This window comes from Paenibacillus endophyticus, from assembly GCF_014192395.1.
GTDB lineage: Bacteria > Bacillota > Bacilli > Paenibacillales > Paenibacillaceae > Pristimantibacillus > Pristimantibacillus endophyticus.
On record NZ_JACHXW010000024.1, the window covers coordinates 78,504 to 92,728 of the forward strand.

Consider the following 14,225-nt stretch of genomic DNA (forward strand, 5'->3'; position numbering starts at 1 on the left):
TAGAAAAGTATTCCGATGACAGATCATTTGCAGCATACTCCATCAAGTCCTTGAACCCGAGATAGTTGAGGCTTACCGCAAATTGCGTGCCATATATAGACTGAAAATAATGCCATTAAAGCTTCGCTCGGGGAGTGCGCCACCCAATGAAAGTCCACCTTTCCAAATAAAATGACCTTCTTTTAATCGATCCTCTTCTTTATAATGAGAGTATTTAGGGGATGAAAGGAGGACGGATCAAGATGAAAATACTTATCGTGGACGATGAGCCGAGGCATCGCAGAGGTATGCTGAACCTGATATTGTCCTTCAGGCCGGAGGACAAGATTCTGGTCGCCAAAGATGGTGTCATTGCGCTTGAGCTCATTCGATCGGAGAAGCCTGACATGGTGCTTACCGATATTCGCATGCCGAACATGGATGGTCTAGAATTTCTGAAGCTGCTTCAGGGCGAAAGCCATAAGCCGAAGGTTGTCATGGTTACAGCATACAATCTGTTCGAATATGCCCAAGCGGCAATCCATCACGGTGCTTATGACTATGTATTGAAGCCGGTGGACAGCGATCAAGTTGAAAAGCTGCTGCGCCGGATCGAAGCTGAGCTGGACATGGAATCGCAGCAGCATTCGGAATCGGAGGCATTGAAACAAAAGTTGAACTTAACCCTGTCAGCTTACCGTAACCGACTGCTTGTGAAATGGCTGAACGGCGACCTGACGCCTGATGAGCTTGCCGAGATGGATCAGATCGAAGGACTGAACGGTAAGGGCATTATTGTGTTTACAGAAATAGCAGTCGATCCGGACAAAAGAAGAAGCTTTGATTCCGATGCATTTCTAAGCAGCTTGAAGCAGTGCTGGTCGAATGTCGGAGAGGCATTCTCTTTTTCGCCCAATACGCTGGCTGATAGCTTTGTGCGAGCAATTACGATTATTCTTACACCTGAAGGTCTTACAGCTATTCAGCGTGCAGACATTCGTACCCATGCCGAGCGTCTGGAAGCACGCTGGATCATGTACGGGCAAATATCCCATGGCATAGGAACGAAATGTCAATCGATGCAAGCTGAAGGAGCGATGGCTTATCGATACGCTCAAACCGCACGGAGCTATAGCTTCTATGATTGTTGGAACGGAGTGGTCTTCTACGACGAATTGCTAAGCCCAAACGAGTTACTCTCGATGGACACCGAGAAGCTGTACAAGCTTCTGCAAAGCGGCGATCTGGATGCGGCGAAGGAACAATGCAAGGTCGCTTTCAACAACCTCGCTTCGAATGGTCATACAAACCCGGCTTTAATTAAAGAAAGCGCGGTGCTGACCTTGATTAAGCTCAAAAGCAGAAGCCGTAACCTTGTAGACCAGCAGATTGGAAGCGTTCTCTCTAACTCGGCGGCAATAGAGGTGCCGGCTTGCCAATCTTTTGAAGAGATCTTGGAGCTGCTGGAGCTTCGTCTGAGAGATGTCTATTCAGCGATCCAGCCTTCCCAATCAGAGAAGGATGTGATTCTTGCAGAGGATTGCTTGAGATGGATCGAGGAGCATGTGCAGGAGGAATTAACGTTAGAGCGTGCAGCGGATCGCTTCTTTTTTAATCCATCCTATTTCAGCACATGGATCAAGCAGCAGACTGGACGAACCTTTTCCGATCATCTCGTCGAAGCGAGAATGCGCAAAGCACAAAGCCTGCTTAACGCCAACCGGAAAATCTACGAGGTTGCTTCCGCATGCGGTTATTCGGATACCAAATATTTTTGCCGGGTTTTTAAAAAGCATCACGGCATGTCCCCGGCGTCATACAAGCATACGACGTCGCAGAGGAGCGACATGGGATGAGGCTGACTTTTCGATTCAGGCTGCTTGCCAGCTATTTTCTGCTGATTGCCATTCCGCTGCTTGTACTCGGCACTTTGTTTTATCAGACAAGCCTAAAGGTCGTCACAGACCAAGCACAGAAATATGTGTATGAGATTGTGAAGAAAAACAACGAGGTCATGGACACGAAGCTGCGAATTATCGATCAGAACAGCATGGCCTTGTTCATTGATAAAGGGTTGTTCAATGTATTCAATACGTTAAATCCGGGCGACGAGGCCGAGCTGCTTGCAGCAGACCGTTTGGTATCGGAAGTGCTTCGCAATTATTTCTCGCAAATGGGTGATGTGTATGCGTATCAATTGTGGACATCCTATTTCACCTTTGGACAGCAGCTACCGCAGGGGAACCCTGCAGAGTCTGATATTTACCTGGCTGCGCAGGAGGCTGGAGGCAAATTGGTATGGTACCCAACGTATGATTTTGTTGACATGTACAACCAACCTTATTTGTCCGAAGGGAATCTGGATTTCCGTTATTTATTTTCCGCTACCCGCTTGCTTGATTTTTCATATTTGAATAATTCGAATTTGAGAAAGCTGGACGAAAACATCGAGCGGCCGATTCTAACGATCAGTTTCAAGTATGAAACCTTGCAGTCGTTATTTGTTAACAGTATACCGACCAACTCCCGTTATCTCGTACTGGATTCGAATAACCGAGTAGTTGCGAGCGATGATACGCAGCTCATTGCCCAAATATATGACGAGTCGTGGACTCAGGTTCTGCAGCCCGCGGGAAGCGGAACAAAAAGGATAACGCTAGACGGGGAAAGCATGATTGTATGCTTCGACCGATCTCAGGTAACGGGATGGCTGTCCGTCGTCATGACGCCGGAATCTGCATTGATTGGCGGACTCGTTCCGATTATCCGGATGTCGACGGTGCTCCTTGCGGTCATCATGGCAATCGTTGCGCTTGCGTTGGCTTATTTTATTTCGGGAAAAATCACTAATCCGATCAAAAAGCTGATGAGTGCCATGCGATCGGTCGGCGAGGGCGACTTTCAGACTCGTGTCAGCGTCAGCTCGAATGACGAGTTCGGGCTGCTCCTTCAGCGTTTCAATCGGATGAACGGGCGCATTGGCTCACTAGTGACGGAAGTGTATGAAATAAAACTGAAAGAGCAGGAAGCGGAGATTCAGGCTCTGAATAGGCAGATGAATCCTCATTTTCTGTACAATACCTTAAACGTCATGAATTGGACCGCGATTGAAAATAACCAGAAGGAATTAAGCAAAATGCTCGTCTGCTTGTCCAACATGCTGCATTACACCTCCCGCAAAGAGTGGGGGGCTGTCCAGCTATCGGAAGAAATCGAATGGATGAACAACTATTTTTATATTATGCTGGCACGCTTCGAGGAGAAATTTACGGTTTCCCGAGACTTTGATCCGGTCCTCTATCATTACAAATTGCCGAGACTGATCTTCCAGCCATTCGTCGAAAACTCGATTCTGCACGGTTTCAGCGAGATCGAGTCAGGCGGGCTTATCCGCATCGGCGGTTGGATCAAGGACGGAGCGCGTTTTTATGAGGTTTCGGATAACGGAAAAGGGATGAGCGCGGAGATGATCGATACGATTCTGAATAAGGAAACCGCGTCAATCGGTATTAAAAACACGATTGCCCGCATTCGGATGCAATACGGCGAGGAAGCCGAGGTATCCATTACGTCATTGCTGGGACATGGGACGAGGATTGTAGTCAAAATGCCGCTGAGTTCCAATGAAAGTCCACCTTTCTAATGACGTTCGGGTTATGTAAGCGTTATTTTGTAACTTATAATGAGTTCATCATAGACTGCAGCTATGAATCATGGGCTAAACAATGAAAGGGGACGGAAAAATGACGGGACAAAAGAAAATAGCAACCGTTTTTATTCTTATGCTGTTTCTAATCACGACCGTATTATCCGCGTGCAGCAAGTCTGAATCTACCAATGGAAATGAGGCTGCCGGAGGAGCTGCGAGCTCGGCGGACGGCAATGCCGGCAAGGAAACGATTACGCTGCGTTTGACCGTATGGGGAGCGCCAGAAGAAGTAGAGCCTTATAAAAACGTTATTCAGAAATTCGAAGCGGAGCATACCAATATCAAGGTGGAACTTCAACATATTGCTGCGGATTACGATACGAAGCTAACGACGATGGTGGCCGGCAACGACGTTCCGGACATCGCTATGATGGAATCGGGAAGCATTGCTTATCCGCTCGCTGAACAAGGCAAGTTCTATAATCTACAGGATTTTCTTGCTACGGATTCGGATATGAACGAAAGCAGCCTCGTTCCCAACATTACGTATTCACTCGAACCGGGCAATGTAATCGGCATCGCTCCAGGCCCTGAAACCTTCGCTTTATTTTATAACGAAGATGTGTTCAAGGAGCTTGGAATCGAGCCTCCGCCTAGCAAAGCGTCAGAAGCGTGGAGCTGGGATCAGTTCGTAGAGGTTGCCAAACAGCTGACGCTTGACAAGAATGGCAAAAACGCAACCGAGGACGGCTTTGATCCCAAAAATATCAAGCAGTATGGGCTTAATCTCCCGACCTGGTGGGGCAGCTATAGTAATTTTATTTACTCAAATGGCGGAGATTTTGTGTCGCAGGACGGACAATCCTTTGCACTCAATCAGCCGGAAGCGGTGGAAGCATTACAGAAGATGGCTGATCTGATCAATGTGCATCATGTCTCACCTTCTCCTGTACAAGCCAAAAACATCCCTTCGACTAACGTTGCGCTGCAAACGAAAAAGGTAGCCATGGCGATTGACGGTCAATGGGCGAGCTCTGCACTCGCACAATCGAATTTTAATTTTAACATTGGCGTGCTGCCGGTAATGAAGCAACCGATGACGACAGTCGTATGCGCAATGTTCTCCATCTTCAAGTCTTCCAAACATCCTGAAGAGGCTTGGGAATTGGTTAAGGCATTGATTGAACCCGAAGCATCGATAGATATGCTTAAGGCGGGGACATGGATGCCTGCGGCAAGGGACTGGTATACCGATGAGGCCTTGCTTGCCAAATGGACGGAAGGACTTGCTTCCCGCCCGTCTGGATACAAGGACGCCGTCATTGACGTACTGCTGAATCATAGCCATCAAACTCCTACGGGATATGTGAAAAATTTCAATAAAATTATGGATGTCGTCAATCCTGCGCTCGACAAAGTGTGGCTAGGCAAGGAATCGGCACAGGAAGCGATGGATAGCATCGCAGCCAAAGCTCAGGAGCAAGTAAAAGGACGCCGTGACATAGCGAATTAACAGAGGGCTGATACAACAACTAAAGAGCGGCGATTGTATGGAGATATCGCCGTTCTCTTTAGCTATGGGTATCGGATTGGAGGCATACATGAGGAAAGGCTTGTTCTACGGGCTGCTGTTCACGTCGCCCGCGATTATTGGGTTTATCATCTTTACACTCGGTCCCATGATTGCCAGCATGGTACTCAGCTTTACGGATTACTCTGTATTTAAGGATCAAACCTCATTCATCGGTTTCGATAACTATAAAACGCTTTTTTCGGGTGAGGACGAGTTTTTCTACAAGTCATTAGGGGTCACGTTTTATTTTGTCGCGCTGCGCGTGCCAGCCGTCATTCTGCTCTCCTTTTTCATTGCCTTGCTATTGAATATGAACGTAAAGGGCAGAGCTATTTTCCGGACGATTATTTATCTGCCGAGTATCGTGCCGGCCGTCGCGTCCGCCATGATCTGGATGTGGCTGCTCAATCCGGATCTCGGGCTTGTCAATTCGGTGCTCAGATGGTTCCATCTTCCCGAGAGCGATTGGCTGTATTCGGAGCAAAGCGTTATTCCATCCGTCGTATTGACAACCCTTTGGGGCATTGGGGGAACGGTTATTATTTTCCTCGCTGGCTTATCGGGAATTCCCCGCCAATATTATGAAGCAATCGAAGTGGATGGTGGAGGCTGGTACAGCAAGCTTCGCCATATCACGATTCCGATGGTTTCTCCGACGATTTTCTTTAACACGATTATGACGATTATCGGATCCATCCAGGTGTTCAATGAAGCTTATATCCTGACGCAGGGCGGGCCGAACAATAAAAGCTTGTTTTACGTGTTTTACTTATGGAGAACAGGGTTCCGCGATACGGAAATGGGATATGCCTCCGCACTGGCCTGGGTATTGTTTATTATCATTTTGTTCTTTACATTTATCGTGTTCAGAACGTCCAAATCTTGGGTTTATTATGAAGGGGAGGGGCGCACATGAGACAGTCGAGGCTTGCGCTTGCCGCCGGATATACGATGCTGCTGTTCGTATCGGTCTTGTTCTTCGGCCCTTTTTTGTGGCTGATCCGTAGTGCTCTAATGGATTTATCGCAAATATTCTCCATGCCGCCGGAATGGATTCCTTCGCCTTTCCGCTGGGATAACTTCCACAGGGCTCTAACGATTCTTCCATTCGGGACTTATTTCACGAACACCTTCATCATCGTAATATCCACGATAGTGGGGACGGTTCTAACAAGCAGCGTAGCAGCGTTTGGATTCTCGAGAATTGATTGGCGCGGAAGGGATACCGTGTTCGGCATTCTGATGACCAGCATGATGCTTCCTGCGGCAGTCACCCTTATTCCAAGCTTTCTAGGCTGGCAAATGCTCGGATTTTACGACACGTATTATCCGCTAATCGTACCTGCTTATTTTGGCGGTGGTATTTTCAATATTTTCCTGCTGCGACAGTTCTATCTGACCATTCCAAGAGACTTTGATGAAGCGGCTTTTGTGGATGGCGCGACATACTTCCAAATCTACCGGTCGCTGATCTTCCCATTAAGCCGCTCGGCGATTATCGTCGTTGCCTTGTTCTGCTTCCTGGGTACGTGGAATGACTTTATGGGACCTTTAATTTATTTGAAAAGCGACAGTCTGTTCACGCTGGCTATCGGACTTCAGATGTTTCAGGGCACCTATACGGCGCAATGGGATTTGCTGATGGCAGCTTCGGCGGCAGTCGTGCTGCCTTGCGTCATCGTTTTTCTGGTCGGCCAGAAATATTTTCTCGAAGGTATTACGCTGACCGGATTGAAAGGATAAGCAGGAAAACTAGGATTTAGCGAGGAAAGAGGGCAGAGACAAATGTCAACGATCGAACAGGTGCAGAAGCACTGGCAAGGCGTTCCGTTTACGAGCGTGGAGATCCAGGATGCGTTTTGGCGGCCGCGTTTGGAGGTATTGAAAAAAACGACAGTCAGAACCTGCTTAGACCAATGCGAAGCGACCGGAAGGATTGCGAATTTCTCCAAAGCGGCTGGATTAATGGATGGCGAATACGAGGGGATGTATTACAACGATTCTGACGTGTATAAGGTCATTGAAGGTGCCGCTTATACGCTTATGTTGGAGCGGGACGATAAGCTTGAAGCCGAGCTGGACATGATTATCGAGAAAATTCGAGCTGCGCAGGAGCCGGATGGCTACTTAAGCACGTACTTTACGGTGTGTGCTCCTGAGCTGAAGTGGTCCGATATGGAAAAGCATGAAATGTATAACGGCGGACATCTCATCGAAGCGGCTGTCGCTTATTTCGAAGCGACAGGGAAGCGGGCTCTGCTCGACGTCGCTTGTCGGCTGGCCGATCATTACGACAGCTTGTTCGGGCCAGGCAAGCGGCACTGGGCAGAAGGGCATGAGGAAATTGAGCTGGCACTAGTCAAGCTCTATCAAGCGACAAAGCAAGAACGTTACTGGAAGCTTGCATTATGGCTGCTTGAAGAACGCGGACATGGTCATGGACAAGGAGAAATTTGGAACAAGCCTGAATGGGGGCCGGCATACTGTCAGGACGATATTCCCGTGCGCGAGATTGAAAGGGTAACTGGTCACGCCGTTCGGGCGATGTATTTATACGCCGCAATGGCCGATGTTGTAAACGTGTCGGGAGACCCCGCTTATGTAGGGGCGCTTCAGCGGGTATGGTCCCACACGGTGGAAAGAAATATGTACGTTACAGGCGGAGTCGGGCCTTCCGTGCACAACGAAGGGTTTACGCATGATTATGATTTGCCGAACGAATCGGCTTATTGCGAAACCTGTGCCGCGATCGCCATGGCGTTCTGGAACCATCGTATGAACCTGCTGTTCGGGGAGGCCAAATACGCCGATCTCGTGGAGACCGAACTGTATAACGGTGCATTATCCGGCATTTCATTGTCCGGGGACCGTTTTTTTTATGTGAATCCGTTGGCTTCTCAAGGCGCACATCACCGTGTAGAATGGTTTCATACCTCCTGCTGTCCTACTAATCTCGTCCGATTTATTCCGTCAATTGGGCAGTACGCGTATGCCGCGACCAGTGACGGAATCGCAGTCAATCAATATGTAGGCGGTCATGCGGATCTGGAGACAGGCTGCGGGAAAAAGGTTGAGGTTACGCAAAAAACGAATTATCCTTGGGATGGGACAATCGAGCTGACGGTTAATCCGGAACAAGCGAGAGATTTCTCCGTTCGCCTTCGATTGCCGGGCTGGTGCAAAGGTTACCGTATAACTATCAACGGCGAGCAGACGGTTATTCTCCCAAAGAATGGCTATTTGGATCTACGTCGTCATTGGTCACAGGGAGACATCGTTCTGCTGGAGCTGGACATGCCGGTAGAGGTGGTTCGGTCCAGGCCGGAAGTCGACGCTAATCGCGGCCGGGTAGCTTTGCAGCGCGGGCCAATCGTTTATTGCTTAGAGCAGCAGGATAATCCGGACTTGTCGTATGATGGATTCAAGATTTCACCGAGCGGCGGTATTTATGTGGAGCATCGCCCTGAGCTGCTGGGAGGATTGACGACTTTAACAGTCAACAGCGCGCAGCCTGGCGAAAAGCCTTATCGGTTGATCCCGTATTACGCGTGGGACAATCGGCAGCCTGGATTTATGCAAATCTGGATGACTGAAGCAGACAACAAACAGCTGTATAGCCATTAGCGGGTTAAGGGGGATGGAAATGACAATGAACGAACATTCTGCAGAAGCAGCAAAGCGTGCAGCGACCAATCCGATCGCACCTGGCTGGTATGCGGATCCAGAAGCAAGAACTTTCGAAGGACGCTATTGGATTTATCCGACGTACTCAGCGGAATATGACAAACAAACCTTTTTTGACGCTTTTTATTCCGACGATTTGATTACATGGACAAAGGCAGAGAATATATTGGATATCGAACGAATTGAGTGGGCGAAGCGAGCCTTGTGGGCACCGTCGACAATTGAGAGGAATGGCCGATATTACCTCTATTTCTGCGCGAATGACATACAAAGCGATCATGAATATGGCGGTATCGGAGTAGCGGTCTCTTCACGGCCGGAAGGTCCTTACTACGATGCAATTGGCAAACCGCTCATCGATCGATTCCACTTCGGGGCTCAGCCCATCGATCCGCATGTCTTCATTGACGATGACGGTACCGCCTATTTGTATTATGGTGGCTGGGGCCATTGCAACGTTGTGAAGCTTAACGAAGATATGGTCTCTCTTGATCAACTTGAGGACGGATCAGCCTATAAAGAAATCACGCCACAACAATACGTAGAGGGTCCGTGTATGATGAAGCGAGACGGGCTTTATTACTTTATGTGGGCTGAGGGGGGATGGGGTGGTCCGGATTATTCTGTGGCCTATGCATGTTCGCATTCGCCTCTTGGTCCGTTTGAGAGAGTCGGAAAAATACTGCAGCAGGACCCCGATGTAGCCACGGGAGCTGGGCATCATGGCGTTTTTCAAGCGACAGGCTCGGATGATTGGTATATCGCATACCATCGCAGGCCGCTCACTGAAACTGACCGAAACCATCGCGTATTATGCGTAGACCGCATGAGATTCAGCGAAGATGGAACCATATTGCCTGTAACGATGACCTGATTTTTGATTAATCCAAGCAGCTTCAATAGATGGGACATGGCAATTAAACAGGTACCCTTACTCTCGACACTATTTAGAAGTGTTGAGAGTGGGGGTACCCGTTTTGTTGTATGCCTTCATTCGTATTTGATATGGATCATATGCTCAAGCGTGCTTTTAATCTCAGGCCAGTCGCTATCAGTAATGCTATAAAAAACATTGTCATGAAATCTACCTTCTGTATCCCGTCTATGCTTCCTAAAAACACCTTCTCTAATTGCCCCGATTCTCTCTAACGCTCGCTGAGACCTTGTGTTATTGCCGCTAACGGAAAATTGCACGCGTACCAGAGTCAGTTGCTCGAAGCAATATTGCAACAGTAAAAACTTACATTCCGTATTTGCACCTGTACGCCAATAAGCCGGCGAAAGCCAGGTCCAGCCGATTTCCGCATTTTGGTTGAGCCTATCGATATCACCGATTTTCAGTGTTTCAAGCAGCTCTTCTAGATGTATAGATTCCAAGGCAACGAGTTTTATAGTATTTCCTATTAAAGTAACATTAGGATTCTTGTCCATGCATACCTCCGAACCGTTGTTAATCATAATCAGCTATATAATAGAAACAGTATACATGGATGGGTATCGATGTAGAATGCATCTTTCGATGAATGATTGGCATTTTCATGCGTTTCAAGTTCAGTATTGGCATTCTATTGCATGATAGATGGTCGTATAACCTTTCTATTATCGTACCGTCCTAGTTCATAGATGGTAACGCCCTTGACACGATACTGTAAGGTGTCCATAATTAAAGTGTCACTAAATGGTGTCCAATAAGCAGGTTTTCAAAAATGTAGGGAAACGGTGAAACTATTGAACCACCCTTCGTATCACCTAGATCGACTATAATAAAAAATGGAGGGATTGCAGTGAGCGGGAACAATGAGAAGCGGGATGTGTTCGACGCCATTGCAGATCCAACTAGGCGCCGACTCATTCGTCTGTTAGCAGAAGCGGAGGAGATACCGCTTTATGAATTAACGACACAGTTTGAAATGGGCCGAACAGCGGTATCAAAGCATTTGAACATTCTTAAAGAGGCTGGTCTGGTCCTTGACCGAAAGGTCGGCAGGGAAACGAGATTTAAGCTAAATACGACTCCACTCAAAGAGATTCAAGATTGGGTAGCATTCTACAGCAGGTTCTGGAGTGCGAATATGTTGCATTTAAAGCAACTATTAGAAGAGGAAGAAGAAGCGTGAGCAAGTTATAACAATGAAGAAGGTGGTACTTTGACGGCAAAAGGTGAAAAGAATTCTAAGATTGATCCCTATTTTAGGAAGCTTAAGAAGTGGAAGGAAGAATTCGAACTGCTCAGAGAGATCGTTCTTGACTGCGGGGTGACCGAGGAATTTAAATGGATGCATCCTTGTTACACGTTTGATGATAAAAACATCGTTTTGATTCACGGTTTTAAGGATTACTGTGCGCTTCTGTTCCACAAAGGCGCGTTGTTAAAAGATCCCCATGGAATTTTAATCCAACAAACAGAGAATGTTCAGGCAGCGCGTCAAATTCGGTTCACCAATGCTCAAGCCATAGATGAGATGCAGCTTATCTTGAAGTCATATATTGATGAAGCCATTGCAGTAGAGAAAGCCGGCTTGCAGGTGGAATATAAAAAAAATACAGAATACAGCATACCTGAGGAGCTGGAAAACAAATTCGTTGAAGTTCCCGACTTAAAAACGGCTTTTGAAGCATTGACGCCGGGACGGCAAAGAGCATACCTTCTTTATTTCTCTTCGGCCAAGCAATCCAAAACCCGGGAGTCGAGGATTGAAAAATATTTCGTGCATATTCTCAATGGAAAAGGAATAGATGATTAGTGTTTTTAAACGATGTGGGAGGAATAGAACAAACATAGTTTAACTCCGCGCTTAGCGCGGAGTTTTTGATTTGCCGAACTGGCTGGAAGGTCTAGCCGAATGGAGAAGAAATGATTTCGATAAGGGAATCGAAAACAAGCTTTCTTTATATTTTCTTTATCTTTACTAATCTTTTTCTTGGCTTTTGTGTTTTAATCTATGCTCATACTTCATTTGAGAGGAGCAGCTGTATGAGTGAATATGTATTGCGGACGAGGGACATAAGCAAGAAATACGGCGGCGCTTACGCCATAAATAACGTGAGTATCGAAATCAAACGAGGCCAGATTTACGGGCTGATCGGCTTGAACGGCGCGGGAAAAACTAGCTTTATGAGGGTTGTCTGCGGACTTGTTTCTCCCTCCAGCGGCGAGCTGGAATTATTCGGGCAAACAGGAGAGAAAGAGTTGCAGCGCGGCAGGCGGCGAATCGGGCAATCGATCGAAACACCAGCTATCTATCCGAACTTGACCGCCGTGCAAAATCTTGAAATCCAGCGGATCATCTCGGGCGTTCCGGACAAAAACGCCATAACGAAGACGCTTGAAATTGTCGGACTAGCCGATACGGGCAACAAGAAAGCGAAAAACTTTTCCCTGGGCATGAGGCAGCGGCTGGCGCTGGCAATTGCGCTGATCCCCAACCCCGAGTTTTTGATTTTGGACGAACCCGCTAACGGCCTTGACCCCAGAGGCATCATCGAGACAAGGGAACTGCTGCGGCGCCTCGCACGGGAAAGAGGACTTACCCTGCTCGTATCCAGCCATTTGCTGGACGAGCTGGCGCAGGTCGCCACCCATTACGGCATTATCGATAAAGGCAGGCTTATTAAGCAGCTTTCCGCGGATGAGTTGGCGCTTGAATCCCGTCAGCACATCCGAATTATAACAAAGGATGCCGCGAAAGCCATCGCTCTATTGAAGGAAAACTTCGGTGTAACAGACTGCCAAGCCGTATCGGCTAACGAGCTTTGGGTCCGTGAGCAGATCGAACGGACCGGCGAGATGAATACGTTGCTAGTCCGTCATGGGATTGTGGTGGAAAGCATTGCTGTTACCGAACAAAAACTGGAAGAGTATTTCCTGAACCTGACGGGAGGGATGAACACATGACGACGCTGATCTATGCTGAATGGTACAAATTGCTCCGCGGCAAAGTGCTCGCTATTATCCTTGCTTGCGTCACCGCGCAAACGGTGATTCAAGTATTAGGGCAATACACGACTACGGGAGAACCGCCTTTTCCAGGTCAATTCGGAGTCTTGGTGGCTGCTAATGGATCGTTTCTCTTGCAAGTGTGGCTCTCGGCTTTTGTGGGATATTTCGTTGCTTCAGAATTTCAAAACGGAACGATGAGAAATATTGTTGCTCTTGGCAAAAATAGAACGCAGGTCTATTTGTCCAAGCTGTTTTCCGCTTGTGTCGCCATAGCCGCTATTTATGGTATGATCACGATTGTAGCGACAGCTGGATTCAGCGCGGTATTTGGCTTTGGCGACATGGCATTCAAAGAATTTATTAGCTTTTTTACCTGGCATTTTTTCATGCAGATCCTGTACCATTTAACTTATGCCGCCATAATTACGATGTTCGCCTTCGTTAGCAGGAGCCTCGGAATGACGATTATATTAGGCTTCGGATATATGCTCGTCATGTTGTTTTTTCCAGGCTTTTTGAGCAGAGTGGGATTGGAAGATATGGACGAGTATTTGCCTGGCTATTATATTTCTGGGTTTGGTCAATTAAGCGGCGACCCTACTTTTGTCACCAAAGGCATTATCGTCACCGCTGCTTACTTCGTAATCACTTGTATAATAGGCTGTATCATATTTAACAAATCGGACATCAAATAAGATGGAGTTAATGCCGAATGAACGAACCAATTCTTGTCATTGAAGATGATCCGTCAATCAACAGCCTCTTGCACGAGGCATTGACCAGAGCGGGTTACTGTCCCGAAAGCGCATATTCCGGCAGCGAGGCAATCCTATTGATTCCAATGAAGTCATGGAAATGCGTCATTCTTGACTTGATGCTTCCGGGCAAAACAGGCGAAGAGGTGCTTGCCGAACTGCGAAAAGGGGAAAATATGCCGGTGATTGTGCTGTCCGCTAAAGTAGACAAAGAAAGCAAATTGAAGCTGCTCTCCCAAGGTGCGGACGATTACATGACGAAGCCCTTTGACCTTGATGAATTGATGGCGAGGGTTGCAGCACAGCTCAGGCGATTTACCGTATATACAGATAACGAATCCGCTGCAATACTTACCTATCTCGATATTCATTTGAATTTGGAGACACATGAAGCAGCGGCAGGCGATTGTTCGATTCAACTCACCCAGCGCGAATTTGAAATTTTAGAGCTTTTGCTGCGTCATCCACACAAAGTTTACAGCCGGATGAACATTTACGAAAGCATATGGAACGAGGCATTTTGCGGGGATGAAAAGACCATCAATGTGCATGTGAGCAATCTTAGAGCAAAGCTGAATGCCGCATCGTCCCATAAGCATATTAAAACGATCTGGGGCGTAGGGTTCCGGCTCGCGGAATAGGGGG

At 47.5% G+C, this 14,225-nt stretch carries 13 protein-coding genes; 12 read left to right on the forward strand and 1 reads right to left on the reverse strand.

Annotated elements, in window-relative coordinates; translation table 11 throughout:
* Positions 1-242 precede the first annotated feature (242 nt).
* The 7 genes from FHS16_RS27005 (at position 243) to FHS16_RS27035 (ending at position 9,759) form a co-directional block, all read left to right on the forward strand.
* Positions 243-1,835 carry a response regulator transcription factor gene (locus FHS16_RS27005; RefSeq protein WP_183570070.1) on the forward strand — a complete coding sequence of 531 codons (1,593 nt, stop codon included), beginning with the start codon at positions 243-245 and terminating at the stop codon, positions 1,833-1,835.
* Entirely contained in the window at positions 1,832-3,622 is a 1,791-nt protein-coding gene (locus FHS16_RS27010; protein WP_183570072.1) for a sensor histidine kinase, read from the forward strand. Before FHS16_RS27005 ends, FHS16_RS27010 begins: the two co-directional genes overlap by 4 nt.
* 100 nt (positions 3,623-3,722) lie before the next feature.
* On the forward strand, positions 3,723-5,141 hold the full coding sequence (locus FHS16_RS27015; RefSeq protein WP_246431991.1) for an ABC transporter substrate-binding protein: 1,419 nt from the start codon (positions 3,723-3,725) through the stop codon (positions 5,139-5,141).
* A gap of 88 nt (positions 5,142-5,229) precedes the next feature.
* Complete coding sequence (locus FHS16_RS27020) at positions 5,230-6,117, forward strand: carbohydrate ABC transporter permease (RefSeq protein WP_183570074.1); 888 nt, start codon at positions 5,230-5,232, stop codon at positions 6,115-6,117.
* Positions 6,114-6,944: a carbohydrate ABC transporter permease gene (locus FHS16_RS27025; protein ID WP_183570076.1), complete on the forward strand. Its 831-nt coding sequence runs from the start codon at positions 6,114-6,116 to the stop codon at positions 6,942-6,944. Before FHS16_RS27020 ends, FHS16_RS27025 begins: the two co-directional genes overlap by 4 nt.
* Positions 6,945-6,986: 42 nt before the next feature.
* Positions 6,987-8,825 carry a glycoside hydrolase family 127 protein gene (locus tag FHS16_RS27030; protein WP_183570078.1) on the forward strand — a complete coding sequence of 613 codons (1,839 nt, stop codon included), beginning with the start codon at positions 6,987-6,989 and terminating at the stop codon, positions 8,823-8,825.
* Between the two features lie 19 nt (positions 8,826-8,844).
* Entirely contained in the window at positions 8,845-9,759 is a 915-nt protein-coding gene (locus FHS16_RS27035) for a glycoside hydrolase family 43 protein (RefSeq protein ID WP_312891099.1), read from the forward strand.
* A 116-nt stretch (positions 9,760-9,875) separates the two neighbouring features.
* Here FHS16_RS27035 and FHS16_RS27040 read toward each other — a convergent pair whose 3' ends face one another.
* Positions 9,876-10,316: a GNAT family N-acetyltransferase gene (locus FHS16_RS27040; protein ID WP_183570080.1), complete on the reverse strand. Its 441-nt coding sequence runs from the start codon at positions 10,314-10,316 to the stop codon at positions 9,876-9,878.
* 353 nt (positions 10,317-10,669) lie between these two features.
* Between FHS16_RS27040 and FHS16_RS27045 the strand changes: the two genes are divergently transcribed.
* The 5 genes from FHS16_RS27045 to FHS16_RS27065 all read left to right on the forward strand — a co-directional run bounded on the left by FHS16_RS27045 (position 10,670) and on the right by FHS16_RS27065 (position 14,221).
* Complete coding sequence (locus FHS16_RS27045) at positions 10,670-11,002, forward strand: ArsR/SmtB family transcription factor (protein WP_183570082.1); 333 nt, start codon at positions 10,670-10,672, stop codon at positions 11,000-11,002.
* Between the two features lie 30 nt (positions 11,003-11,032).
* A complete protein-coding gene (locus FHS16_RS27050) occupies positions 11,033-11,629 on the forward strand; it encodes a YdeI/OmpD-associated family protein (RefSeq protein WP_183570084.1) in 597 nt (198 codons plus the stop codon).
* 230 nt (positions 11,630-11,859) lie between these two features.
* Positions 11,860-12,780, forward strand: a complete 921-nt coding sequence (locus FHS16_RS27055) for an ABC transporter ATP-binding protein (RefSeq protein ID WP_183570086.1) — start codon at positions 11,860-11,862, stop codon at positions 12,778-12,780.
* Positions 12,777-13,520, forward strand: a complete 744-nt coding sequence (locus FHS16_RS27060) for an ABC transporter permease (protein WP_183570088.1) — start codon at positions 12,777-12,779, stop codon at positions 13,518-13,520. Before FHS16_RS27055 ends, FHS16_RS27060 begins: the two co-directional genes overlap by 4 nt.
* Before the next feature lie 17 nt (positions 13,521-13,537).
* A complete protein-coding gene (locus FHS16_RS27065) occupies positions 13,538-14,221 on the forward strand; it encodes a response regulator transcription factor (protein WP_183570090.1) in 684 nt (227 codons plus the stop codon).
* Positions 14,222-14,225 lie beyond the last annotated feature (4 nt).

What these genes read in the sequence shown, in the direction of transcription:
- FHS16_RS27005 (WP_183570070.1), top strand. Translation starts at nt 243, where the DNA reads ATGAAAATACTTATCGTGGACGATGAGCCGAGGCATCGCAGAGGTATG.
- FHS16_RS27010 (WP_183570072.1), top strand. Translation starts at nt 1,832, where the DNA reads ATGAGGCTGACTTTTCGATTCAGGCTGCTTGCCAGCTATTTTCTGCTG.
- FHS16_RS27015 (WP_246431991.1), top strand. Translation starts at nt 3,723, where the DNA reads ATGACGGGACAAAAGAAAATAGCAACCGTTTTTATTCTTATGCTGTTT.
- FHS16_RS27020 (WP_183570074.1), top strand. Translation starts at nt 5,230, where the DNA reads ATGAGGAAAGGCTTGTTCTACGGGCTGCTGTTCACGTCGCCCGCGATT.
- FHS16_RS27025 (WP_183570076.1), top strand. Translation starts at nt 6,114, where the DNA reads ATGAGACAGTCGAGGCTTGCGCTTGCCGCCGGATATACGATGCTGCTG.
- FHS16_RS27030 (WP_183570078.1), top strand. Translation starts at nt 6,987, where the DNA reads ATGTCAACGATCGAACAGGTGCAGAAGCACTGGCAAGGCGTTCCGTTT.
- FHS16_RS27035 (WP_312891099.1), top strand. Translation starts at nt 8,845, where the DNA reads ATGACAATGAACGAACATTCTGCAGAAGCAGCAAAGCGTGCAGCGACC.
- FHS16_RS27040 (WP_183570080.1), bottom strand. Translation starts at nt 10,316, where the DNA reads ATGGACAAGAATCCTAATGTTACTTTAATAGGAAATACTATAAAACTC.
- FHS16_RS27055 (WP_183570086.1), top strand. Translation starts at nt 11,860, where the DNA reads ATGAGTGAATATGTATTGCGGACGAGGGACATAAGCAAGAAATACGGC.
- FHS16_RS27060 (WP_183570088.1), top strand. Translation starts at nt 12,777, where the DNA reads ATGACGACGCTGATCTATGCTGAATGGTACAAATTGCTCCGCGGCAAA.
- FHS16_RS27065 (WP_183570090.1), top strand. Translation starts at nt 13,538, where the DNA reads ATGAACGAACCAATTCTTGTCATTGAAGATGATCCGTCAATCAACAGC.